The sequence below is a fragment of the Streptomyces sp. NPDC044044 genome (assembly GCF_056434405.1).
On sequence record NZ_JBWKFG010000010.1, the window covers coordinates 19,485 to 41,605 of the forward strand.

A 22,121-nucleotide genomic window follows, 5' to 3' on the forward strand; every position below is an offset into this window, starting at 1 on the left:
CCAGCGGGCGCAAGGAGTTGGCGTGCTCCCCCGGCACGGGTGACGGCGTCCACCCGGGGCAGGTCACGGGGTCGTACGGAAGACCGTCTCCTGGATGCGCTCGAGTACGTGCGTGACAACAGGATCACCGCTCGCCGCGTGTGCGTCGGCGGGGTTCAGTATCAGCAGGAGCAGGGCCGCGAAGGCGATGGCGGGAAGGGCGATGGCCCACCAGGGGAGCTGGATCTCGACGCTCGCAGAGTCCTTGGGGGCTCCCGGGTCGCGCTGGATGTGCGAACGGGCCGACATGCCGCCTCCGTGGTCTTCGAGTCCTCCGTGCCGCGTCCTCGCGGCCACATCTCGAAGGTACGGATCCGGCGACCCTCAGCACATCCGGCGATCCACCCACTTGACCCTGACACTGGCCCCCTAGGGGATGGTGGTGCTAGCCCCACCATCCGCCCGGCCGGGGGCAGTTCACGGCGAGGCGATGGAGGCGATGACTCCGATGACGACGGTGATGGCCAGCATCGTGCCGAGCACGATGAGCAGCTTCTTCTGGCCGTTCTGGGGGTTCGGGTCGAGCACTGGCATGGGGAGAGTCTCGCACCCTTTGTCCGAGGGTTCGCCGCCGGGGTTGCGTGAACGGCGTGAACGGCGTGGACGACCCCGATGCGGCGGGACGGCCGCCCCCGGGATGCGGGACGGCCGCCCCCGGAATGCGGGAGCGGCCGCCGCCCCGGCTGCCCGGGAGCAAAGCATTCGGCACGGGCGTCAGGCAGCCGCGGCGACCTCGTCCTCGACCGTGCGGTTGCGGCCCGCCAGGATGCCCACCACGATCTGCGGCACCATCAGACCCGCCATGAGGGCGATCGGCAGCCCCCAGCCGCCGCTGTGCTGGTAGAGCACACCCACCAGGAGCGGCCCCGGGATCGAGATCAGGTAGCCGGTGCTCTGCGCGAAGGCCGAGAGCTTGGCGACCCCCACACTGCTCTTGGCCCGCATGCCGACCATGGTCAGGGCCAGCGGGAAGGCGCAGTTGGAGACGCCGAGCAGCAGGGCCCACACCCAGGCGCCGCCCTCGGGGGCGAGGTAGAGGCCCGCGTATCCGGCGAGGCCGCAGGCGCCGAGCACGACCACCACGGGGCCCTGGTTCGGCAGCCGTGTGGCGACCCGCGGGATGACGAAGGCCAGCGGCACGCCCATCGCCATGGTGACGGCGAGCAGCACACCGGCCTCGCCCGCCGGGACTCCCGCGTCACGGAAGATCTGCGGCATCCAGCCCATGGTGATGTACGCGGCAGTGGCCTGGAGCCCGAAGAAGCAGGCCAGCGCCCACGCCGTACGGCTGCGTGTGATGCGCAGCCCGGCGTCTTCCTTGCGCACCTCGGAGCTGACGTGCTCCGGGGCCGCGGACGCCGCGCTCTTGTCGCGCACGAGCGGCACCCACGGCACGACGGCGACGACGGCGAGCGCCGCCCACACCGCGAGCCCGGACTGCCAACTGCCGCCCATGGCATCGGTCATGGGCACCGTGATGGCGGCCGCCATCGACGTGCCGAGCGCGAGCGCCATCGAGTAGAGCCCGGTCATCGAGCCGACCCGGTCCGGGAACCAGCGCTTGACGATCACCGGCATCAGGACGTTGCTGACCGCGATACCCATGAGGGCGAGCGCGCTCGCAGCGAGGAAGCCCGCGGTGCCACCCAGGAAGGGGCGGATCACCAGGCCCGTGGCGATGGCGACCATGCCCGCGCAGACCACGGCGCTGGGGCCGAACCGGCGGGCGAGCCGCGGCGCCATGACACCGAAGACCGCGAAGCACAGCGGCGGGACGGAGGTGAGGAGACCGGCGAGCGTGCCGCTCATGCCGAGCCCGTCACGCACCTCTTCGAGGAGGGAGCCGAGGCTGGTGATGGCGGGACGGAGGTTGAGGGCGGCCAGGACGATGCCGACCATGACCAGACGCGTCGTCCACGCGCGCGTGGAGGGCTGTTTCTCCGCTGCCCCGTGCGCCGCTTCGGTACGTATCGGTGTCGTCTGTGCCGGTGTCATCGTCGTGGTTTCCTCACTAGCCATGGGGCCATCATAGAATCATGGGATGATTGGCTGTCCAATCCGATCGCGTCACATCTTCCGTAACCTCGTCCCGCACAGCCCGCCCACTCCGGTCCCGTCTCTCCCCTCGCGCACGAAGGAACGTCATGCCGCTGACCACCCCTCACCGCTCGGCGCTCTCCGAACAGGTCATCGCCGAGCTGCGTAACCAGATCTCCTCGGGAGAGTGGCCGGTCGGCTCCCGCATCCCCACCGAGCCTGAGCTGGTCGAGCAGCTCGGCGTGGCGCGCAACACCGTCCGCGAGGCGGTCCGCGCCCTCGCGCACAACGGCCTCCTCGACATCCGCCAGGGCTCAGGCACCTATGTGGTCGCGACGAGCGAACTGGCCGGCGTCATGCAGCGCAGATTCGCCGAAACGGATCCGCGGCACATCGCGGAACTGCGCAGCACGCTGGAGTCGAGCGCGGCGAAACTGGCCGCACAGCGCCGCACGGAGCGCGACCTCAAGCAGCTGGACGCCCTCCTGGAGCGCCGCGAGGAGGCGTGGGCATCGGGTGACGCGGAAGCCTTCGTGGCGGCCGACGCGACCTTCCACCTGGCCGTCGTGGCCGCGTCCCACAACGACGCGATGACGGCGATGTACGCGGACCTCGGCGAGGTCATGGTGGACTGGCTGCGCGAGGACATCGGCGAGGAACTCACCCCCGAGAGCCACATGGATCACGCCCGGCTCGTCGACGCGATCCGGGAGAACGACGCGGAGGCGGCGGCCAAGGAGGCCGCCGGCTACCCCTTCATGTGCCGCCGGGAGCTGTTCGACGACTCCGCACGACCGTGACCGTCACTTCTGGTGGCTGACCCACACCGACCGGATCTCTTTCCAGCACCGTCCGGTGAGCCGCACGGTCTCGGCGGGCCCGGCCGCCACGGAGACGCCGTCGCTGTCGATGTCCCACCACTGCTCGCACTCGACGTGCAGCCGGACCCGGTCGGTCTCGGGGTACGGGTTGTGGCAGTGGACGACCGCTTCCGAACCCTCGACGCTGGTGCGGCACTCCGAGCCGAACGGCCGCGGTTCGACGGCCTCCACGCGCGCGCGTGGAGCCTTCGCCTCTCCGACGGCATGCGACGCGGCGCCGTACGGCAGGGCGATCAGCAGGGTGAGAGCGGCGAGCACCGCAGGAGGTGACGGGCGCACACCTCAGGGTGCGCGCCTGCGCCCCGGCCCCGCCTGGCCGGTGGACCGAACGGGTGACGCCCCGCCTCCCGCTCATCGCGGGGACGGGGCGTCAGGAACGTACGTAATGCCTGCTCAGGCACCCATCATGTGCACGCCGCCGTCGACGTGGATGATCTCGCCCGTGGTCTTCGGGAAGAAGTCCGAGAGCAGCGCGACGATGCCGCGGCCCGCGGGCTCCGGGTCGGCCATGTCCCAGTCCAGCGGGGAGCGGGTGTTCCAGACGTCCGCGAGGTCGGCGAAGCCCGGGATGGACTTGGCCGCCATGGAGCCGATCGGACCCGCGGAGATCATGTTGCAGCGGATGTTCTCCTTGCCCAGGTCGCGGGCGAGGTAGCGCGAGGTGGCCTCCAGGGCCGCCTTGGCCGGGCCCATCCAGTCGTACTTCGGCCAGGCGAACTGCGCGTCGAAGGTCAGCCCCACGACGGAGCCGCCGTTCGGCATCAGGGGGCGGCAGGCCATGGTGAGCGACTTCAGCGAGAACGCCGAGACGTGCATCGCCGTCGCGACGTCCTCGAAGGTCGCCTCGAGGAAGTTGAAGGCGCCCTGCGGAGCGAAGCCGATGGAGTGCACGATGCCGTCGAGGCCGCCGAGCTCGTCCTTGACCAGGCCCGCGAGCCGGTCCAGGTGCTCCTGGTTGGTCACGTCGAGCTCGATGACCTTGGCGGGCTTGGGCAGCTTCCTGGCGATGCGCTCGGTGAGCGTGGGCCGCGGGAAGGCGGTGAGGATGATCTCGGCGCCCTGCTCCTGCGCGACCTTGGCCGCGTGGAACGCGATGGAGGACTCCATCAGAACGCCCGTGATCAAAATCTTCTTGCCGTCGAGAATTCCGCTCATGGTGATCAGTGACCCATGCCCAATCCGCCGTCAACCGGGATGACGGCTCCAGTGATGTACGAGGCGTCGTCCGAGGCGAGGAACTTCACCGCGGCGGCGATCTCCTCGGGCTGCGCGTAACGGCCGAGCGGCACCTGCGCCATGATGTTCGACCGCTGGTCGTCGGTGAGCGCCTTGGTCATGTCGGTGTCGACGAAACCGGGCGCCACGACGTTGAAAGTGAGATTGCGCGACCCGAGTTCCCGGGCGAGCGAGCGCGCGAAGCCGACCAGGCCCGCCTTGGAGGCGGCGTAGTTCGCCTGCCCCGGGCCGCCCATCAGGCCGACGACGGAGGAGATCAGCACGACGCGGCCCTTCTTGGCGCGCAGCATGCCGCGGTTGGCGCGCTTCACGACACGGAAGGTGCCGGTGAGGTTGGTGTCGAGGACGGACGTGAAGTCCTCCTCGGACATCCGCATGAGGAGCTGGTCCTTGGTGATCCCGGCGTTCGCCACCAGGATCTCCACCGGGCCGTGCTTCTCCTCGATCTCCTTGTAGGCCTGCTCCACCTGCTCGGTGTCAGTGATGTCGCACTTGACGGCGAGGACTCCGAGCTCGGTGAGGGCCTGGGGCGGTTCACCCGAGCGGTAGGTGATCGCGACCTTGTCACCGGCGTCGGCGAAGACGTGGGCGATGGCGAGGCCGATGCCCCGGTTTCCTCCGGTGACGAGAACCGAGCGGCTCAACGGATCACCCTTTCGATAGCGGTCTGGTACCTCGAAAACCTATCGGTACGGTGCTCCATACGGAGAATCGACGACCGACAGTGGCTTACCGGACTCACTGTCGGGTCCCTACAGAAAACTCTGGCCGCCGGGCCCTCACGCGCGACATGATCTGACCGACCGGTGCCGACAGCAGGGAGACATCCGTGCCTCATTCCATCGATGAAGCCTTCACGGCGCTGCCGCTCAGGGCTCTCGCCGACGCCGCGCTGGCCCGCGCGCGTGCCCTGGGCGCGGACCACGCGGACTTCCGCTTCGAGCGGGTGCGCAGCGCGTCCTGGCGGCTGCGGGACGCCAAGCCGTCCGGTACGTCGGACACCACGGACCTCGGGTACGCGGTCCGTGTCGTGCACGGCGGGACCTGGGGGTTCGCGTCGGGCGTGGATCTGACGATGGACGCGGCGGCGAAGGTCGCGTCCCAGGCCGTGGCGATGGCGAAGCTCTCGGCCAAAGTCATCAAGGCGGCGGGGTCCAAGGAGCGGGTGGAGCTCGCCGACGAGCCCGTGCACGCGGACCGGACGTGGGTCTCCTCGTACGAGATCGACCCCTTCTCCGTGCCGGACGAGGAGAAGAGCGGGCTGCTCGCCGAGTGGAGCTCCCGCCTCCTGGCCGCCGACGGCGTCTCGCATGTCGACGCCTCACTGCTGACCGTGCACGAGAACAAGTTCTACGCGGACACCGCGGGGACGGTGACCACGCAGCAGCGGGTCCGGCTCCACCCGCAGCTCACCGCGGTCGCGGTCGACGAGTCGAGCGGCGAGTTCGACTCGATGCGGACCATCGCGCCGCCGGCCGGGCGCGGCTGGGAGTACCTCACGGGAACCGGCTGGGACTGGGACGCCGAGCTGGCCCGCATCCCCGAGCACCTCGCCGAGAAGATGCGGGCGCCGAGCGTGGAGGCCGGTTCGTACGACCTGGTCGTCGACCCATCGAACCTCTGGCTGACCATCCACGAGTCCATCGGCCACGCCACCGAGCTCGATCGCGCGCTCGGTTACGAAGCGGCGTACGCGGGGACGTCGTTCGCCACCTTCGACCAGCTCGGCAAGCTCGCGTACGGCTCGTCGATCATGAATGTGACGGGCGACAGGACGGCCGAGCACGGCCTGTCGACCATCGGGTACGACGACGAGGGCGTGGCCGCGCAGTCCTGGGACCTGGTGAAGGACGGCACCCTGGTCGGCTACCAGCTGGACCGGCGGATCGCGAAACTCACCGGCTTCGAGCGCTCCAACGGCTGCGCCTACGCGGACTCCCCCGGCCATGTGCCGGTGCAGCGGATGGCGAACGTGTCGCTCCAGCCGGATCCCGGCGGGCTCTCCACGGAGGACCTGATCGGGGGCGTCGACCGCGGCATCTATGTGGTGGGCGACCGGTCCTGGTCGATCGACATGCAGAGGTACAACTTCCAGTTCACCGGGCAGCGCTTCTACCGCATCGAGAACGGCCGCATCACCGGCCAGCTGCGCGATGTCGCGTACCAGGCGACGACCACCGACTTCTGGGGTTCGATGGCGGCGGTCGGCGGCCCGCAGACGTACGTGCTCGGCGGCGCCTTCAACTGCGGCAAGGCCCAGCCGGGCCAGGTCGCCGCGGTCTCCCACGGCTGCCCCTCGGCCCTGTTCCGAGGCGTCAACATCCTCAACACGACGCAGGAGGCAGGGCGATGACCTCTCGTACGAACCGGACAAGCCGGATGAACAAGCCGCACGAGATCGTCGAGCGCGCACTCGAACTGTCCACCGCCGACGGCTGCGTCGTCATCGCCGACGAGCACTCGACCGCGAACCTGCGCTGGGCGGGCAATTCCCTGACCACGAACGGCGTCACCCGCGGCCGCACCCTCACCGTCGTCGCGACCGTCGACGGCAAGGAAGGCACCGCATCCGGCGTCGTCTCCCGCTCGGCCGTGACCGCCGCCGAGCTGGAGCCCTTGGTCCGCGCCGCCGAGCACGCCGCGCGCGGGGCCGCTCCCGCCGAGGACGCGCAGCCGCTGGTGGCCGGGTCCGAGGAGTCCGCGGACTTCAGGGACGCCCCCGTCGAGACGTCGTCCGCGGTCTTCGCGGACTTCGCCCCCGCGCTCGGCGAGGCGTTCGCCGCCGCCCGCGCGGGCGGGCGCGAGCTGTACGGCTTCGCGAACCACGAACACGCGACGAGCTATCTCGGTACGTCGACGGGGCTGCGCCTGCGGCACGACCAGCCCAACGGCACCCTTGAGCTCAACGCCAAGTCCCCGGACCGCACGAAGTCCGCGTGGGCGGGGCGCGCGACCCGGGACTTCAAGGACGTCGACCCGGCGGCGCTCGATGCCGAGCTCGCCAAGCGCCTGGGATGGGCCCAGCGGCGCATCGACCTGCCGGCCGGGCGGTACGAGACGATCCTGCCGCCGACCGCGGTCGCGGACCTGCTGATCTACCAGCTGTGGTCGGCGTCGGCCCGGGACGCGGCCGAGGGCCGGACGGTGTTCTCCAAGCCCGGCGGGGGCACCCGCGTCGGCGACCGGCTCGCCGAGCTGCCCCTGACGCTGCGCAGCGACCCGAACGAGCCGGGCCTGGAGTCCGCCCCGTTCGTCCTCGCGCACGCGTCCGGCGGCGACTCCTCCGTCTTCGACAACGGATTGCCGCTGACCGCCACCGAGTGGATGCGCGCCGGCGAGCTCTCGCATCTGACCAGCACCCGGCACAGCGCGGCCCTGACCGGCCTGCCGGTGGCCCCGGCCATCGACAACCTCATCCTGGACGGCGGCACCGACCGCTCCCTGGAGGAGATGGTCGCGAGCACGGAGCGAGGACTGCTCCTGACCTGCCTCTGGTACATCCGCGAGGTCGACCCGGCCACCCTGCTGCTCACCGGGCTCACCCGGGACGGCGTCTATCTCGTCGAGAACGGCGAGGTCGTGGGCGAGGTGAACAACTTCCGCTTCAACGAGTCGCCGGTCGACCTGCTCTCGCGGGCCGCCGAGGCGGGGCGCACGGAGAAGACGCTGCCCAGGGAGTGGGGCGACTGGTTCACCAGGGCCGCGATGCCCGCCCTGCGCATCCCCGACTTCAACATGAGCTCGGTCAGCCAAGGCGTGTGACGCCCATAGACTGGCCGGTACCAACCGGTACCGGCCAGAGCTTTTCCAGCAGCCTCTCAAGGAGACACAAGACCGTGACGGACATCGTCGACGAGCTGAAGTGGCGCGGGCTTTTCGCCCTGTCCACGGACGAAGATGCACTGCGCAAGGCGCTCGCGGACGGCCCTGTCACGTTCTATTGCGGCTTCGACCCCACCGCGGCCAGCCTGCACGTCGGACACCTGGTGCAGGTCCTCACGGTCCGCCGCCTCCAGCAGGCCGGGCACCGTCCGCTCGCGCTGGTCGGCGGCGCCACGGGTCAGATCGGTGACCCGCGGCCGACGGCCGAGCGCACCCTGAACGACCCGGAGACGATCGCGAACTGGGTGGCCCGGCTTCGCTCGCAGATCGAGCCGTTCCTGTCCTTCGAGGGCGAGAACGCCGCGCTGATGGTCAACAACCTGGACTGGACCGCGGGGATGTCCGCGATCGAGTTCCTGCGGGACATCGGCAAGCACTTCCGCGTGAACAAGATGCTCACCAAGGACTCCGTGGCCCGCCGCCTGGAGTCCCAGGAGGGCATCTCGTACACGGAGTTCAGCTACCAGCTGCTGCAGGGCATGGACTTCCTGGAGCTCTACCGGCGCTACGGCTGCACGCTGCAGTCCGGCGGCAGCGACCAGTGGGGCAACCTCACGGCGGGCATCGACCTGATCCACCGCCTGGAGCCGGACGCCACGGTGCACGCCGTCGGCACGCCGCTGATGGTCAAGGCGGACGGCACCAAGTTCGGCAAGTCCGAGAGCGGCGCCGTCTGGCTCGACCCGGAGATGACCACGCCGTACGCCTTCTACCAGTTCTGGCTGAACGTGGACGACCGGGACGTCTCGACGTACTCGCGCATCCTCAGCTTCAAGTCCCGCGAGGAGCTCGAAGAGCTGGAGAAGCTCACCGAGGAGCGTCCGCAGGCCCGTGCGGCCCAGCGCGCGCTCGCCGAGGAGCTGACGACGCTGGTGCACGGCGCCGACCAGTGCGCCGCGGTCATCGCCGCGTCCAAGGCGCTGTTCGGCCAGGGTGAGCTCGGCGACCTCGACGAAGCGACATTGAGCGCGGCCCTCTCCGAGCTGCCGCGTGTCCAGGTCGCCGAGCTCGGCCCGGTGGTGGACCTCCTCGCGGAGGTCGGCCTGGTGGCGAGCAAGTCCGCGGCCCGGCGCACGGTCAAGGAGGGCGGTGCTTACGTGAACAACGCGAAGGTCGCCTCCGAGGACGCCGTACCGTCCCGCGACGAGCTCCTGCACGGCCGCTGGCTGGTGCTTCGCCGGGGCAAGAAGAACCTGGCGGCGGTCGAGGTCACCGCGGGCTGACCCGCGTTCCCGCAGACGCACGAGAGGGGCCGGCCCACACGGACCGGCCCCTCTCGCATGCCGCGTACCCGCAGGTCAGGCCCGCTGTTTGTTACCCCTGATCATCTTGTACGCCATGTCTCCGACGCCCACGACGACGAGGGCCGCCACCAGCTGGAGGGCGTGCCGGCCCCAGTCGATGCCCTTGGTGTCATCGATGCCGAATCCAGAGGCAAGCGAGTTGCCGATGATCGCGCCGATGATGCCGAAGATCGTGGTCAGCCAGAGCGGACTGTGCTGCTTTCCGGGCAGGATCGCCTTGGCGATCAGCCCCAGCACGAATCCGACGACGATGGCCCACAACCAGCTCATAGCTGCCTCCTCATTCGGCTCAACATGAGCATTACGGTCAGTGTCGGCCGATCCTCCATACGGCGCATGTCGGGCACCCCCATACGTGGCATGACGCAGTCAGGACACCGAGAAGCAACCTGCCCCGGTCTCGAAGGCTGCGCAGCCCCGGCGTAACGTGGAGCGGGTCCGGGCCGGGGAGTGCCCGGCTTCTTGTGAGCAGGCGGTGGAATGTGATGCGGAAGCAGAGCGGCGCCCAGGTCTTCCGGATCACAGGGGCCCGGCAGGGACTCGAGGACGACGTGCGCGGCCGGCAGCGGCGGTACGTGATCTCGATGTCGATCCGAACGCTTTCGGTCATTGCCGCGGCGGTGCTGTGGAACGTCGAGCGGCACGTTGCTTTCGTCGCACTGGTGCTCGGCATCCTCCTGCCGTACGTCTCCGTGGTGATCGCCAACGCGGGCCGGGAGAACGCCCCTTCACTGCCGTCGACCTTCGTACCGGCGCCGTCCCGGCCGATGCTCGCGCCGCCCCTCGCGCGCGACGAGTCCGCGGAACCCGTCCCGGAAGCCGGCACGGGCCCCGCGCGGGGCGAGCCCAACGCTCCGTCGGGCCACCAGAACTGACCGTCGACGTTGCGCCAAGCTCAAGAAAAGCTCAGATCAATCATGTAGTTCCGGTGCCAGGCAGCGGGTCCCCCATGACATACTTCGTACGCGCTCCGCATCCCCCGTCGGAGCGACAGACCGACGCCGGGCAGCTCCCCCCGTGGCTGCTCGGCGTCGCCTTGTTTTGAACGCACTTGGACGTTATCTGTGAGCGACGAAACACCGATCTGTTCCGCCAAGGGCTGCCGCGCCGACGCCGTGTGGGTGCTCGCGTGGAACAACCCGAAGATCCACACTCCGGAGCGCCGCAAGACGTGGCTCGCATGTGAGGAACACCGCGAGCACCTCTCCCAATTCCTCGGTGTGCGCGGCATGTTGAAGGACACCGTGCCGCTGGCCGACTGGGAAGCCCCGGAGGACTAGCCGCCGATCGCCGACATCGGGCGCTCCGGCTGCAGGAACGTCGGGTCGTCCAGGCCCGAGCCCGCCTTCTTGCCCCACATCGCGAGCTTCCATATGCGCGCGATCTCCTCGTCCGAACCGGCCTCGCTGTCCTCGCCGTTCGCCCGCAGGGCCGCCCGCAGGTCGGTCTCCTCGGTGGCGAACAGGCAGGTGCGGACCTGGCCGTCGGCCGTGAGCCGGGTGCGGTCGCAGGCCGAGCAGAACGGGCGGGTGACGGAGGCGATGACGCCGACGCGATGCGGCCCGCCGTCCACGACCCAGCGCTCGGCCGGCGCGGAGCCGCGCTCGCCGGAGCCCTCTTCGGTGAGCTCGAAGCGCGTACGCAGAGACTGCAGGATGTCACCGGCGGTGATCATTCCGTCGCGCTTCCAGCCGTGCTGGGCGTCCAGCGGCATCTGCTCGATGAAACGAAGTTCGTAGTCGTTCTCGACGGCCCAGGCGAGGAGGTCCGGGGCCTCGTCGTCGTTCAGGCCGGGCATCAGGACCGTGTTCACCTTGACCGGGGTCAGGCCCGCGTCACGGGCCGCCCCGAGACCGTCCAGGACGTCCTTGTGCCGGTCGCGGCGGGTGAGGGTCTTGAAGACGTCGGGGCGCAGCGTGTCCAGGGAGACGTTGACCCGGTCCAGGCCGGCGGCCTTGAGGGCGGCGGCGGTGCGCTTGAGACCGATGCCGTTCGTCGTCAGGGACATCTTGGGGCGCGGCTCCAGCTGGGCGCAGCGCTCGACGATGCCGACCAGGCCGGGGCGCAGGAGCGGCTCGCCGCCGGTGAAGCGGACTTCGGTGATGCCGAGCTGTGTCACGGCGATCCGGACGAGACGCACGATCTCGTCGTCGCTGAGGAGCTCGGACTTGGACAGCCACTGCAGGCCTTCTTCGGGCATGCAGTACGTGCACCGCAGGTTGCACTTGTCGGTCAGCGAAACCCGCAGATCGGTGGCCACTCGGCCATAAGTGTCGATGAGCACGTGGGCCCCCTCCCTGATCCTGATTCAGCCTGTCCGGTTCAGATACCACGAGCCTACGTGACGGGACCGACATCGACGGGGGCCCGATCCCACGAGGAGCGGTGCGGCCGCGTCGTAGAGATCTACCAACGATCTACGACGCGGCCGCTGACCTGCTCATTCAGAGGGGATCAGTGGGCTCCGGTTCCCGTGAGGGACCGTACCTCCAGCTCCGCGTACTTGCCCTTGTCGGGCTCCTCCTTCGACAGCAGCGTGCCGAGCCAGCCGAGCAGGAAGCCCAGCGGGATGGAGATCAGGCCCGGGTTCTCCAGCGGGAAGAAGTCGAAGTTCGCGTCGGGGAACATCGAGGTGGGCTTGCCCGAGACGACCGGCGAGAACAGCACCAGGCCGACCGCGGCCACGAGTCCGCCGTAGATGGACCAGAGCGCGCCCTGCGTGGTGAACCGCTTCCAGAAGAGGCTGTAGAGGATCGTCGGCAGGTTCGCGGAGGCCGCGACGGCGAAGGCGAGGGCGACCAGGCCCGCCACGTTGAGGTCACGGGCCAGGGCGCCGAGCGCGATGGAGACGATGCCGATGAAGACGGTCGACCAGCGAGCGGCCTTCATCTCCTCCTTCTCGGTGGCCTTGCCCTTCTTGATGACGTTGGCGTAGATGTCGTGCGCGAACGACGAGGACGAGGCGAGGGTCAGACCGGCGACGACCGCGAGGATCGTGGCGAAGGCGACCGCCGAGATCACGGCGAGCAGGAGCGCGCCGCCGGTGGAGTCGCCACCGCCGCCGATCTCCAGGGCGGCGAGCGGCGCCGCGGTGTTGCCCGCCTTGTTCGAGGCGATGATGTCGCCGGGCTTGAGCAGGGCGGCGGCGCCGAAGCCGAGGACGATCGTCATCAGGTAGAAGGACCCGATGATGCCGATCGCCCAGTTCACGGACTTACGCGCGGCCTTGGAGGTCGGCACGGTGTAGAAGCGGATCAGGATGTGCGGCAGTCCCGCCGTGCCGAGCACCAGGGCGATGCCGAGCGAGATGAAGTCCAGCTTCGAGGTGCCGCTCACGCCGTACTTGAGACCGGGCTCCAGGAAGGCCGAGCCCTTGCCGCTGTTGGAGGCGGCGGTGCCGAGCAGGTCGGAGACGTTGAAGTTGAACTTCAGGAGGATCAGGAAGGTGATCAGGACGGTGCCCGCGATGAGCAGCACGGCCTTGACCATCTGCACCCACGTGGTGCCCTTCATGCCGCCGATGGTGACGTAGACGATCATCAGGACGCCGACGAGGGCGACGATCAGGATCTTGCCCGCGTCGCTGGTGATGCCGAGCAGCAGCGAGACCAGGACACCGGCGCCCGCCATCTGCGCGAGCAGGTAGAAGATCGAGACGACGATCGTCGAGGTGCCCGCGGCGGTGCGCACCGGACGCTGGCGCATGCGATAGGCCAGGACGTCGCCCATCGTGTAGCGGCCGGAGTTGCGCAGCGGCTCGGCGACCAGGAGGAGCGCCACCAGCCAGGCGACCAGGAAGCCGATGGAGTAGAGGAAGCCGTCGTACCCGAAGAGCGCGATGGCGCCCGCGATGCCGAGGAAGGACGCGGCGGACATGTAGTCGCCGGAGATCGCCAGGCCGTTCTGGAAGCCGGTGAACTGGCGGCCGCCCGCGTAGAAGTCGGCGGCGCTCTTGGTCTGGCGACCGGCCCAGACGGTGATGAAGAGGGTCGCGACGACGAAGGCCGCGAAGAGGCTGATGATCAGCGCCCGGTGCTCGGAGGCGTCGGACGTCGCGGCCAGGACTGTGGTGTTCAGCGCGGGGCTCATGCGCCGCCCTCCATACGGGACTTGATGGCCTCGGCCTTGGGGTCGAGCTTCGCGGCGGCGTGGCGCGAGTAGAACCAGGCGATGAGGAACGTGGTCAGGAACTGCGCGAGACCGAGGACGAGGGCGACATTGATGTTGCCGAACAGCTTGGTGCCCATGAAGTCGCCCGCGTAGTTCGAGAGCAGGACGTACGCCAGGTACCAGACGATGAAGGCGACGGTCAGCGGGAAGGCGAAGGAGCGGTGCGCCTTGCGGAGTTCACCGAACTCGGGGCTCGCTTGCTCCTGGAGGAATTCTTCCGTGGACGGCGCATGGGGAGCGGGGGCTTCTCCGTCCTTGGACGGTGGGGATGCATCGGGGGCCACGGAGTCTTCTCCTCGTGGTGCGGGTGCGGTGGGGACGGACAGCTGATCCATTGACTCTCTTCGGTCCGGCAGTGACGCGGATCACGTGAGCCACGGATGGCGATGCTAAGGCCACAGGACGTGATCCGACAGGGGTCGATGTTGCTTCGGTTACTTGTTCAACGTCACGGCGGCACGTCCGGCGCGGCGAGACGCACTGCTTTCTTCCGGAATCCATTGCTGGCCTGGGAGTTCGGGGGATAGCTTCACCCTGAACGACCCGTCATGTACCTGCCCGATCACAAGTTGTGTTCGGGCAGTTCACGTATCCGGATGATGTGGAGATCCCATGGCTCATCTGCGTTCCAGACGTCGCATCGCGCTCACCGTGCCCCTGGGCATAGCGCTCGCGGCGTCGGTCGGCTTCGCCCCGGGTGTCGCGACCGCGGTCCCCGCCGACGCACCCGCCACCGCGTCGGCGAAGGCCGAGGCCCCCAAGCTCGCGTATGTCGTCAACACCCGCACGGACTCCAAGACGATCGCGTACGTCAAGAAGGCGATCGCCAGGGCTGACGGCTCCGTCGTCGTCGCGTACCCGAAGATCGGCGTCATCGTCGCGCACTCGGCCAACCCCGACTTCGGCAAGCAGCTGCGCAAGGTCAAGGGGGTCCAGTCCGCGGGCGCGACCCGCACCTCGCCCCTGACCGCTGCGGGCACGACGGAGGAGGGCGCCCCGACCCTCCTGTCGAAGGCCGAGGCCAAGTCGCTCAAGGCGCAGGCCGATTCGGGCGCCGAGCCGCTCGAGGCCGACCAGTGGGATCTGCGCGCGATAGGCGCCGACAAGGCAGCGAAGATCAACCCGGGCAGCAAGAAGGTCACCGTCGGCGTCATCGACACCGGAGTCGACGACACCCACCCGGACCTCGCGCCCAGCTTCTCGGCCTCGCAGTCGGCGAGCTGCGTCGGCGGCAAGGCGGACACCTCTCCCGGCGCCTGGCGCCCGGAGAAGCCGGACCACTACCACGGCACGCATGTCGCGGGCGAGATAGCCGCCGCGCGCAACGGCGTGGGCGTCGCGGGTGTCGCGCCCGGCGTGAAGGTCGCGGGCATCAAGGTGGCCGACCCGGTCAGCGAGCTGTTCTACCCGGAGAGCGTCGTCTGTGCCTTCGTGTTCGCCGCCGACAAGGGCATCGAGGTCACGAACAACAGCTACTACGTGGACCCGTGGCTCTACAACTGCATGGACGACCCGGACCAGCGGGCCATCGTCGACGCGGTCAACCGCGCCCAGCTGTACGCCCAGAAGAAGGGCACCCTGAACCTCGCATCGGCGGGCAACTCCAACCACGACCTCGCCTCCGACGAGATCCTGGACGACTCGAGCCCCGACGACTCGACGCCGGTGCCGCGCACCATCGACCCGTCCGAGTGCTTCGACATCCCGACGCAGCTGCCGGGTGTGGTCACGGTCAGCGCGACGGGCGTGCAGAACCTCAAGTCGTACTACTCCACGTACGGCAAGGGCGTCATCGACGTCGCGGCCCCCGGTGGCGACGCCCGCCAGATCCCGGCGGACACCCCGTCGAAGAACGGCCGCATCCTCTCCACGATGCCGGGCAACCAGTACGGCTGGCTGCAGGGCACCTCGATGGCATCGCCGCACGCCGCGGGCGTGGCCGCGCTCCTGAAGTCGACGCACCCCAAGGCGAGCCCCGCCGAGATCCAGCGGCTGCTCAAGAAGCAGGCCGACAACCCGGGCTGCCCGACGGAGCCGTACGACCCGGACGGTGACGGCAAGGTCGACGCGGTCTGCGAGGGCGGCAAGAACAAGAACGGCTTCTACGGCAGCGGGATCGTCGACGCGCTCGACGCCGTGAAGAAGTGATGGGGACCCACACCATGACCGCACCTTTCACGCGCTCCCGGCGCGTGCTCGCACTTCCGCTCGGCATGGCGGTGGCCTCGGCCGTCGCCTTCCTGCCGGGCACGGCGTCGGCCCAGCCGGACGCCGCTTCCCGGCCGGGCGGCCCGGTGTCGTCCGCCGTGTCCGCCCTGGACACGGCGCTCGCGGACGGCACGTCGATGAGCTATGTCGTCAACGTCCGCTCCGGGCACGGCGGTTCACCGTCCGGCAAGACGTCGGCGTACGTGAAGAAGGCCATCACCAAGGCGGGCGGCAAGGTCGTCATCGCGTACGACAGGATCGGCGTGATCGTCGTCCACGCGTCGGACGCGGACTTCGCCGAGAAGATCCGCAAGGTGAAGGGCGTCGCGTCGGCGGGGGCCACCCGCACCGCGCCGCTGTCCGCGCAGTCCGACGACGCCCTTGAGGCCGACCGGCCGCTGACCGCCGCCGAGGCCAAGAAGGCGGCCGGGCAGGCGGGCGCGGGTCAGGACGAGCTGGAGCCGCTCCAGTGGGACCTGCCGGCCATCAAGGCGGACAAGGCCCACAAGGTGTCGCTGGGCAGCTCCAGGGTCACCGTCGGCGTCCTGGACTCCGGCGTGGACGACACGCACCCGGACATCGCGCCGAACTTCGACGCGAAGGCGTCCGCGAGCTGCCTGGGCGGCGTGCCCGTGCAGAAGGACAGCGCGTGGCGTCCGGTGTCCGGGGAGAGCGACCACGGCATGCACGTGGCGGGCACGATCGCCGCCGCGAAGAACGGCACCGGCGTCACCGGTGTCGCTCCCGGCGTGAAGGTGGCGAGCCTGAAGGTGGCCGAGCCGGCGACCGGCATGTACTACACGGAGGCCGTGGTCTGCGGCTTCATGTGGGCGGCCGACCACGGCGTGGACGTCACCAACTCCAGCTACTACACCGACCCGTGGCTGTTCAACTGCAAGACGGACGCCGACCAGAAGGCCCTGGTCGACGCCGTCGGGCGGGCCACCCGGTACGCGGAGCGCAAGGGCGCGGTGAACGTCGCGGCGGCCGGAAACGCCGAGACGGACCTCGCGCAGGACGAGATCGTCGACGACTCGAGCCCGGACGACACCACCCCGGTGCCCCGGACGATCAAGACCGCGGACTGCCTCGACCTGCCGTCGCAGCTTCCGGGTGTCGTGACCGTCTCGGCCACGGGCGCGAAGGGCATCAAGTCCTCGTACTCGAACTACGGCAACGGCGTCGTCGACATCGCGGCGCCGGGCGGCGACTCCACCAAGTTCCAGACGCCGGACGCACCGGCCACGGACGGCCGCATCCTGTCGACGCTCCCGGGCGGCAAGTTCGGCTACAAGGCGGGTACGTCGATGGCGTCACCGCACGCCGCGGGCGTGGCCGCGCTCGTCAAGTCGGCCCATCCGCACGCGTCTTCGGCCACGGTGAAGGCGCTGCTCTACGGTGAGGCCGACGCCATGAAGTGCACCGATCCGTACGACATCGACGGCGACGGCAAGATCGACGCGGTGTGCGCGGGCGGCAAGAACAAGAACGGCTTCTACGGCGTGGGCATGATCGACGCCCTCGACGCCGTACGGAAGTAGCGGGTTCGCAAGGCGAGCCGGGCCGGGCGGTTGCATGCCGCCCGGCCCTTCGCGAGAGGATCTCGTCCCATGTATGAGTATCGGAACCCCGCATTCGGCTCCGTCGACACGGACAGCTGGGTGCCCAGGCCCGCCCGGCCCACCTGGCAGCTGGCGCTCCAGTTCATCGCCACCGTGATCGTGCTGCCCGTGTGGTGGGTGCTGTGGCTGGCGTTCGCGATCGTCCTCATCGGCATCGCGATGATCACCGAGATCTTCACGTACATCATTCCCGGCTACGAGCGCGGCTTCGAGAAGGTCATGGACGCGACCCTCGGCCGCATGGAGCTGTGGCCGCTGTGGGCCGTGACCTGGCCGGAGCTGCGGCACGAAGGGGACGCCGACTTCTACCGCGCGCGGGTCGACAAGCACCTCGACAAGTGGACGAAGAAGCTGTCGGCCCCGAAGGACCCCAAGACCCCGGAGCTGCCCAAGGAGTGCGTGGTCCCGCTGCGGTTCTACCGCGGTGTCGGCGGCTCCTACGTGGTGCGGACCGCGACCCCGCTGGGATGGGACCTGCAGCCCTCCGAGCCGGAGAAGGAGATCAAGCTGGGGTGGGCGGCCGCAGCCACCGAGCCGTCGGCATGACGCAGTCACCGATGGCCGGTACGCGGGCGGCCTGGGCCGCGCTCGGCGGCGACCCCGCTCTCCTCTCCCGTGTCACGCCCCTCGTGCGGGGAGGCACGCTGCCCGCGAGGCTTCCCGTGCGCGAGCTGGCCCGCGGCTGCGTCGGAGCCTGCGCGCTGGCCGCCGCCGAGCTGACCGCGGCCCGCACCGGGCGGGCCGTGCCCGGGGTGCGGGTCGACGACGGGGCGGTGGCCACGGCATTCACCAGTGAGCGGCACCTCCTCGTGGACGGTCGCGCCCCCGTCTCCTTCGCGCCGCTGTCCCGCTTCTGGCGCACCGCGGACGGCTGGGTGCGGACGCACGCCAACTACCCCCACCACCGGCAGGCGCTGCTGGCCGCGCTGAACTCCCCGGACCCCTCCGTGGACGCGGTGGCCGCGCGGCTCGCGGAACGGTCCTCCCTGGACGTCGAGGACGCCGTGTACGCCGCCGGGGGCCTCGCGGTGGCGCTGCGTACGCCCCAGGAGTGGGCCGCGCACCCGCAGGGCGTCGCGGTGGCCGAGCGGCCGCTGGTGAGCCGCGAGCGGGTCGGTGACGGGCCCGCACGGCCCCTTCCCGCGCTCACCGGCTCCCCCGTGCTGCCCGCCGCGGGGCTCCGCGTCCTCGATCTCACCCGCGTCATCGCCGGTCCGGTCGCGACCCGCACGCTCGCGCTGCTCGGCGCGGACGTCCTGCGGGTCGACCCGCCCCGGCTGCCCGAACTCCCGGACCAGCACGCCGACACCGGCTTCGGCAAGCGGTCGGCGACGCTCGACCTGGCGGAGCGCAGCGGCCGGCGCACCTTCGACGAGCTGCTCGCGCGGGCCGACGTGGTCGTCACCGGCTACCGGCCCGGCGCCCTCGACCGCTTCGGGCTCGACCCTCGGGCGCTGGCCGAGCGCAGACCCGGGGTCGTGGTGGCGCAGCTGTCGGCGTGGGGCGGGTACGGGCCGTGGGCGCGGCGGCGCGGGTTCGACAGTCTGGTGCAGGTCGCCACGGGGATCGCGGCCGTGGAGGGGGCGGCGGACGGGCCGGGCGCACTGCCCGCGCAGGCCCTGGACCACGGCACGGGCTATCTGCTGGCCGCGGCCGTCCTGCGCTCGCTCACCGAGCAGGTGTCGGGCGAGGGCGGGGCCCGGTGCGTGCGGGTCGCTCTGGCGCGGACGGCGGGGTGGCTGCTGGCGGGGGACGAGGCGGGCGACCCGGGTGACGGGGCCTCTTCGTACGATCCCGGTGCCTGGCTGGCCGAGACGGAGGGTCCGCTGGGCCGGCTGCGGTACGCGCTGCCGCCGGTGAGTTTCGCGGGCGGACCGGTGAACTGGGCTCGCCCGAGCGGCCGTTGGGGCGCGGATACGCCCGAATGGCGCTGAGAGCGGCCCGGCGGGCGGAAGGGGATTCCACCAGTTGTTTGCCAGGACTTGCCCGTTAAGGGGACACCTGGTGAAGATCATGTGGTGAGCTCCATACAGCCGTCCGCCGACCCCGGCGGCGAGGCCACGGCGGACGCGGTCGCCGCCGCGCCCCTCGCCTCCCGTCGCGCGCCGCGCCGCCGTCCTTCGACGGGCGGCGCCGTCGCCGTGCTCGTCCTGGTGACCGTCGCCGCGCTCGTCCCGCTGCTCGGCCCGTCGGCGGCGCTGAGCGGCACCGGGGAGGCCGAAGCGCCCGGCACCGCCGGGATCACGTTCCTGCGGACGGTCATGTTCGCCGCGCTGTGCGTGCAGTTGGGCGAGGTGTACGCGATCCGTCTGGCCCGCAGGGTGCCGGGGGCGCCGCTGGACCGTGAGCCACGGAGCTGGGCGGCGTACGGGGCGGGGGCGGGCATCGTCGCCTCGCTCGGCCTGGCTTCGGTGGTGGCCACCGGCAACCTCGTGCCGCATCAGCTCTCCGACATGGACATCGGCGGTCTCTACGCGTCGAGGGACGGCAGGCTGGCGCTCCTGGAGGTCAACGCCTTCATCGTGGCGCTGCTGTGCGCGCGCTCGCGCCGCCCGTCCAGTGCCGCGCTTCCGCTGGCCGCGGTGATCGTGGCGGAGGCCCTGCGGGCGCACCCTCCGGCGGAGGACAGCGCGCTCGTCGGCACCGGTCTGACGCTGGTGCATCTGACCTGCGGGGTGCTGTGGGCGGGGGGCCTGCTGCAGGTGCTGCGCATGCTGCGGCTGTGGCGGACGTCGGCTCCGGAGGCGGGCGCGGCCGTACTGGGGCTCTACGCGCGCGTGGCGGCCGTCCTGTTCGCCGCGATCACGGTGACGGGGGTGTGCAGCACCCTGCGCCGGATGCCGGCGAGCACGGTGCTCGACCAGCTGACGGACACGGCCTACGGACGCACGCTGCTCGCCAAGGTGCTCCTCGTGGTGGCCGTGGCCGTCCTCGCGCTGCTCGCGCGCCGACGCCTGCGCAGGGCCACCGACCCTGCCTCCGCGTACTCCCCCGCGCGGGGGGAGGTCATCGCGCTGGGTGTCGTGGTGGCGGTGTCGGCTCTCCTGACGGCGTTGCCGCTGCCGATTCGCTGGTGAGCGGCGCGGGCTGGCTGGATTTCGTAGGGCGGGTGGGCTGCGCTGCCAGTACGCCGCTGACCAGCAGGAACTGTGCGGCGATGTAGGTGAGCATGATCCAGAAGTCGGGGCGCGGAGCCTGCGGCCATTCGGCGACGCCGGTCGCGATGAGCGTGTCCGACAGGAGGAAGAGCGCACCGCCGGCCGCCGCGGTGAGGCCCAGCCGCGTGGCGGCGAACGCCATGGCGGTGAGCAGGAGGCTGTAGCCCGCCACCGGGCCGCGCATGTCCGCGGGGAGGTCCGGCCAGAGGAGGGCGACGGTGGCGATGAGGGCGGTGGCGTACCCGGCCACCAGCCAGGCGCCACGCGCGCGTGCCGTGCCGTGGCGCTTGAAGAGGGCGAGGTAGCAGATGTGCCCCGCCGCGAAGGAGCCCATCCCCGCCAGGAACGCGGGGTCGGCGTCGAAGAGGAGGAGGGTGTCGCCTCCCCAGCCGAAGAGGAGCGCCGCGGTCAGGAGGGGCGGGCCTTTGACCGTGAGTACGTACCCCGCCAGGAGCGGCATGAGGAGGGGCTTGAAGATGGCGTGCCCTGTGTCCCAGCCCGCCAGCAGTGCCCCCAGGTCGCCGAGCGCGGCGATGCCGAACGCCACGAGGAACAGCTTGGCCCTGGCGGACCCGACGGGACCGGGGCTCACGCCGCGCTCTCCTTCATCGGCTCCGTCATCGGCTCCGGCTGCGACGGTGCCTGCGGCGGTGCCACGGGGGCCTGTGGCTGCCAGCCGGGCCCGCGGAACAGCCTTCCGCCGCGCTCGCGCCAGCTGGTCGCCCCCCGGAGGTCCTTGGCTATCGCCGCGTACTCATGCGTGGCCACCCGCAGCGGGTTGTACGTGGTGATGTTCTTCGTGAGGCCGTAGACCGGGCGGTCCGTCTCCGCGACCCAGGAGCCGAACATGCGGTCCCAGATGATCAGGATGCCGCCGAAGTTGCGGTCCAGATAGCCGCCCTGCGACGCGTGGTGGACGCGGTGGTGCGAGGGCGTGTTGAAGACGAACTCGAAGGGGCGCGGGAGCTTGTCGATGCGTTCGGTGTGGATCCAGAACTGGTAGACGAGGTTCGCCGACGAGCAGAACGCGAGCGCCGCAGGGTGCACGCCGAGCGCGATCAGCGGGATGTAGAAGGGCCAGACCGTCAGGCTCGTCCAGGGCTGGCGCAGCGCCGTCGTGAGGTTGAACTTGCGGCTGGAGTGGTGCACGACGTGGCAGGCCCACAGGATGCGGATGACGTGGTGCCCGCGGTGCGACCAGTAGTAGAAGAAGTCCTGCCCGAGCAGCATCAGCGGGATCGTCCACCACAGGACGGGGATGTGCAGCGGCGTCAGTGCGTAGACCGCCGTGTAGATCGCGACGATGGGGATCTTCCACAAGAAGTCGAAGACGAGGCTGCCGAGCCCCATGGTGATGGAGGTGGCGGCGTCCTTCGTCTCGTACCCGGCTTCGTCCTCGTCCGGATGGATCCGGTGGCTCACGATCTCCACGACGGTGAGCAGCACGAAGGCAGGTATGGACCACAGCACGACATCGGGCAGGTTCGGCGGCATGCGTGCACCGTAAAGGCCTCTGGCGGGCCGCCGCTAGACGTAGTTACCGACAAGTATTACCAGGGGTAAGAAGACGGATGTTGGTGATCC

Annotated in this window: 23 protein-coding genes; 11 read left to right on the top strand and 12 right to left on the bottom strand. The window is 70.2% G+C overall.

Annotated features, from left to right (window positions below; genetic code table 11):
* Positions 1-63: 63 nt before the first annotated feature.
* From AC07AG_RS33605 to AC07AG_RS33615, 3 genes are all read right to left on the bottom strand, one after another.
* Positions 64-288 (bottom strand): hypothetical protein, encoded by a 225-nt coding sequence (locus AC07AG_RS33605; RefSeq protein ID WP_478760002.1) that lies wholly within the window; start codon positions 286-288, stop codon positions 64-66.
* A 168-nt stretch (positions 289-456) separates the two neighbouring features.
* Positions 457-573 carry an SGM_5486 family transporter-associated protein gene (locus AC07AG_RS33610; protein ID WP_478760003.1) on the bottom strand — a complete coding sequence of 39 codons (117 nt, stop codon included), beginning with the start codon at positions 571-573 and terminating at the stop codon, positions 457-459.
* A gap of 180 nt (positions 574-753) precedes the next feature.
* A complete protein-coding gene (locus AC07AG_RS33615; protein ID WP_478760005.1) occupies positions 754-2,058 on the bottom strand; it encodes a CynX/NimT family MFS transporter in 1,305 nt (434 codons plus the stop codon).
* A 125-nt stretch (positions 2,059-2,183) separates the two neighbouring features.
* Between AC07AG_RS33615 and AC07AG_RS33620 the strand changes: the two genes are divergently transcribed.
* Positions 2,184-2,876 (top strand): FadR/GntR family transcriptional regulator, encoded by a 693-nt coding sequence (locus AC07AG_RS33620; protein WP_478760006.1) that lies wholly within the window; start codon positions 2,184-2,186, stop codon positions 2,874-2,876.
* Between the two features lie 3 nt (positions 2,877-2,879).
* On the opposite strand, the gene AC07AG_RS33625 is transcribed toward AC07AG_RS33620, so the two are convergent.
* From AC07AG_RS33625 to fabG, 3 genes are all read right to left on the bottom strand, one after another.
* Positions 2,880-3,215 carry a hypothetical protein gene (locus tag AC07AG_RS33625; RefSeq protein ID WP_478760008.1) on the bottom strand — a complete coding sequence of 112 codons (336 nt, stop codon included), beginning with the start codon at positions 3,213-3,215 and terminating at the stop codon, positions 2,880-2,882.
* A 135-nt stretch (positions 3,216-3,350) separates the two neighbouring features.
* Positions 3,351-4,112: an enoyl-ACP reductase FabI gene (gene fabI / locus AC07AG_RS33630; protein WP_249590752.1), complete on the bottom strand. Its 762-nt coding sequence runs from the start codon at positions 4,110-4,112 to the stop codon at positions 3,351-3,353.
* A gap of 5 nt (positions 4,113-4,117) precedes the next feature.
* On the bottom strand, positions 4,118-4,837 hold the full coding sequence (fabG, locus tag AC07AG_RS33635) for a 3-oxoacyl-[acyl-carrier-protein] reductase (RefSeq protein ID WP_478760010.1): 720 nt from the start codon (positions 4,835-4,837) through the stop codon (positions 4,118-4,120).
* Between the two features lie 185 nt (positions 4,838-5,022).
* Between fabG and AC07AG_RS33640 the strand changes: the two genes are divergently transcribed.
* From AC07AG_RS33640 to tyrS, 3 genes are all read left to right on the top strand, one after another.
* Positions 5,023-6,546 carry a TldD/PmbA family protein gene (locus AC07AG_RS33640; RefSeq protein ID WP_478760012.1) on the top strand — a complete coding sequence of 508 codons (1,524 nt, stop codon included), beginning with the start codon at positions 5,023-5,025 and terminating at the stop codon, positions 6,544-6,546.
* On the top strand, positions 6,543-7,955 hold the full coding sequence (locus AC07AG_RS33645; protein ID WP_478760014.1) for a metallopeptidase TldD-related protein: 1,413 nt from the start codon (positions 6,543-6,545) through the stop codon (positions 7,953-7,955). The genes AC07AG_RS33640 and AC07AG_RS33645 overlap by 4 nt, the downstream gene beginning before the upstream one ends.
* A gap of 74 nt (positions 7,956-8,029) precedes the next feature.
* A complete protein-coding gene (tyrS, locus tag AC07AG_RS33650; protein WP_249590746.1) occupies positions 8,030-9,298 on the top strand; it encodes a tyrosine--tRNA ligase in 1,269 nt (422 codons plus the stop codon).
* 75 nt (positions 9,299-9,373) lie between these two features.
* On the opposite strand, the gene AC07AG_RS33655 is transcribed toward tyrS, so the two are convergent.
* Positions 9,374-9,649 carry a GlsB/YeaQ/YmgE family stress response membrane protein gene (locus AC07AG_RS33655; protein WP_351161794.1) on the bottom strand — a complete coding sequence of 92 codons (276 nt, stop codon included), beginning with the start codon at positions 9,647-9,649 and terminating at the stop codon, positions 9,374-9,376.
* Positions 9,650-9,864: 215 nt separating this feature from the next.
* Between AC07AG_RS33655 and AC07AG_RS33660 the strand changes: the two genes are divergently transcribed.
* Positions 9,865-10,254, top strand: a complete 390-nt coding sequence (locus AC07AG_RS33660) for a DUF3099 domain-containing protein (protein ID WP_478760016.1) — start codon at positions 9,865-9,867, stop codon at positions 10,252-10,254.
* 189 nt (positions 10,255-10,443) lie between these two features.
* Positions 10,444-10,659, top strand: coding sequence for a hypothetical protein (locus tag AC07AG_RS33665; RefSeq protein ID WP_478760018.1), 216 nt, complete (start codon positions 10,444-10,446; stop codon positions 10,657-10,659).
* On the opposite strand, the gene moaA is transcribed toward AC07AG_RS33665, so the two are convergent.
* The 3 genes from moaA to AC07AG_RS33680 all read right to left on the bottom strand — a co-directional run bounded on the left by moaA (position 10,656) and on the right by AC07AG_RS33680 (position 13,833).
* Complete coding sequence (moaA, locus tag AC07AG_RS33670; protein WP_478760019.1) at positions 10,656-11,663, bottom strand: GTP 3',8-cyclase MoaA; 1,008 nt, start codon at positions 11,661-11,663, stop codon at positions 10,656-10,658. The genes AC07AG_RS33665 and moaA overlap by 4 nt on opposite strands.
* A gap of 170 nt (positions 11,664-11,833) precedes the next feature.
* Positions 11,834-13,468 (bottom strand): solute symporter family protein, encoded by a 1,635-nt coding sequence (locus tag AC07AG_RS33675; protein ID WP_478760021.1) that lies wholly within the window; start codon positions 13,466-13,468, stop codon positions 11,834-11,836.
* Entirely contained in the window at positions 13,465-13,833 is a 369-nt protein-coding gene (locus AC07AG_RS33680; protein ID WP_249590740.1) for a DUF485 domain-containing protein, read from the bottom strand. Before AC07AG_RS33680 ends, AC07AG_RS33675 begins: the two co-directional genes overlap by 4 nt.
* Positions 13,834-14,161: 328 nt before the next feature.
* Here AC07AG_RS33680 and AC07AG_RS33685 point away from each other — a divergent pair, with 328 nt between their 5' ends.
* The 5 genes from AC07AG_RS33685 to AC07AG_RS33705 all read left to right on the top strand — a co-directional run bounded on the left by AC07AG_RS33685 (position 14,162) and on the right by AC07AG_RS33705 (position 20,456).
* Positions 14,162-15,697 carry a S8 family serine peptidase gene (locus tag AC07AG_RS33685; RefSeq protein WP_478760023.1) on the top strand — a complete coding sequence of 512 codons (1,536 nt, stop codon included), beginning with the start codon at positions 14,162-14,164 and terminating at the stop codon, positions 15,695-15,697.
* Between the two features lie 14 nt (positions 15,698-15,711).
* On the top strand, positions 15,712-17,298 hold the full coding sequence (locus AC07AG_RS33690) for a S8 family peptidase (protein ID WP_478760024.1): 1,587 nt from the start codon (positions 15,712-15,714) through the stop codon (positions 17,296-17,298).
* Positions 17,299-17,367: 69 nt separating this feature from the next.
* Positions 17,368-17,925: a hypothetical protein gene (locus AC07AG_RS33695; protein ID WP_478760026.1), complete on the top strand. Its 558-nt coding sequence runs from the start codon at positions 17,368-17,370 to the stop codon at positions 17,923-17,925.
* Positions 17,926-17,936: 11 nt separating this feature from the next.
* Positions 17,937-19,313, top strand: a complete 1,377-nt coding sequence (locus AC07AG_RS33700) for a CoA transferase (RefSeq protein WP_478760628.1) — start codon at positions 17,937-17,939, stop codon at positions 19,311-19,313.
* Positions 19,314-19,397: 84 nt separating this feature from the next.
* Entirely contained in the window at positions 19,398-20,456 is a 1,059-nt protein-coding gene (locus AC07AG_RS33705; RefSeq protein WP_478760028.1) for a CopD family protein, read from the top strand.
* Here the strand turns inward: AC07AG_RS33705 and AC07AG_RS33710 are convergent.
* Both AC07AG_RS33710 and AC07AG_RS33715 read right to left on the bottom strand, forming a co-directional pair.
* Entirely contained in the window at positions 20,386-21,129 is a 744-nt protein-coding gene (locus AC07AG_RS33710; protein ID WP_478760029.1) for a lysoplasmalogenase, read from the bottom strand. The genes AC07AG_RS33705 and AC07AG_RS33710 overlap by 71 nt on opposite strands.
* On the bottom strand, positions 21,126-22,031 hold the full coding sequence (locus AC07AG_RS33715; protein WP_478760031.1) for a sterol desaturase family protein: 906 nt from the start codon (positions 22,029-22,031) through the stop codon (positions 21,126-21,128). The genes AC07AG_RS33710 and AC07AG_RS33715 overlap by 4 nt, the downstream gene beginning before the upstream one ends.
* Positions 22,032-22,121 lie beyond the last annotated feature (90 nt).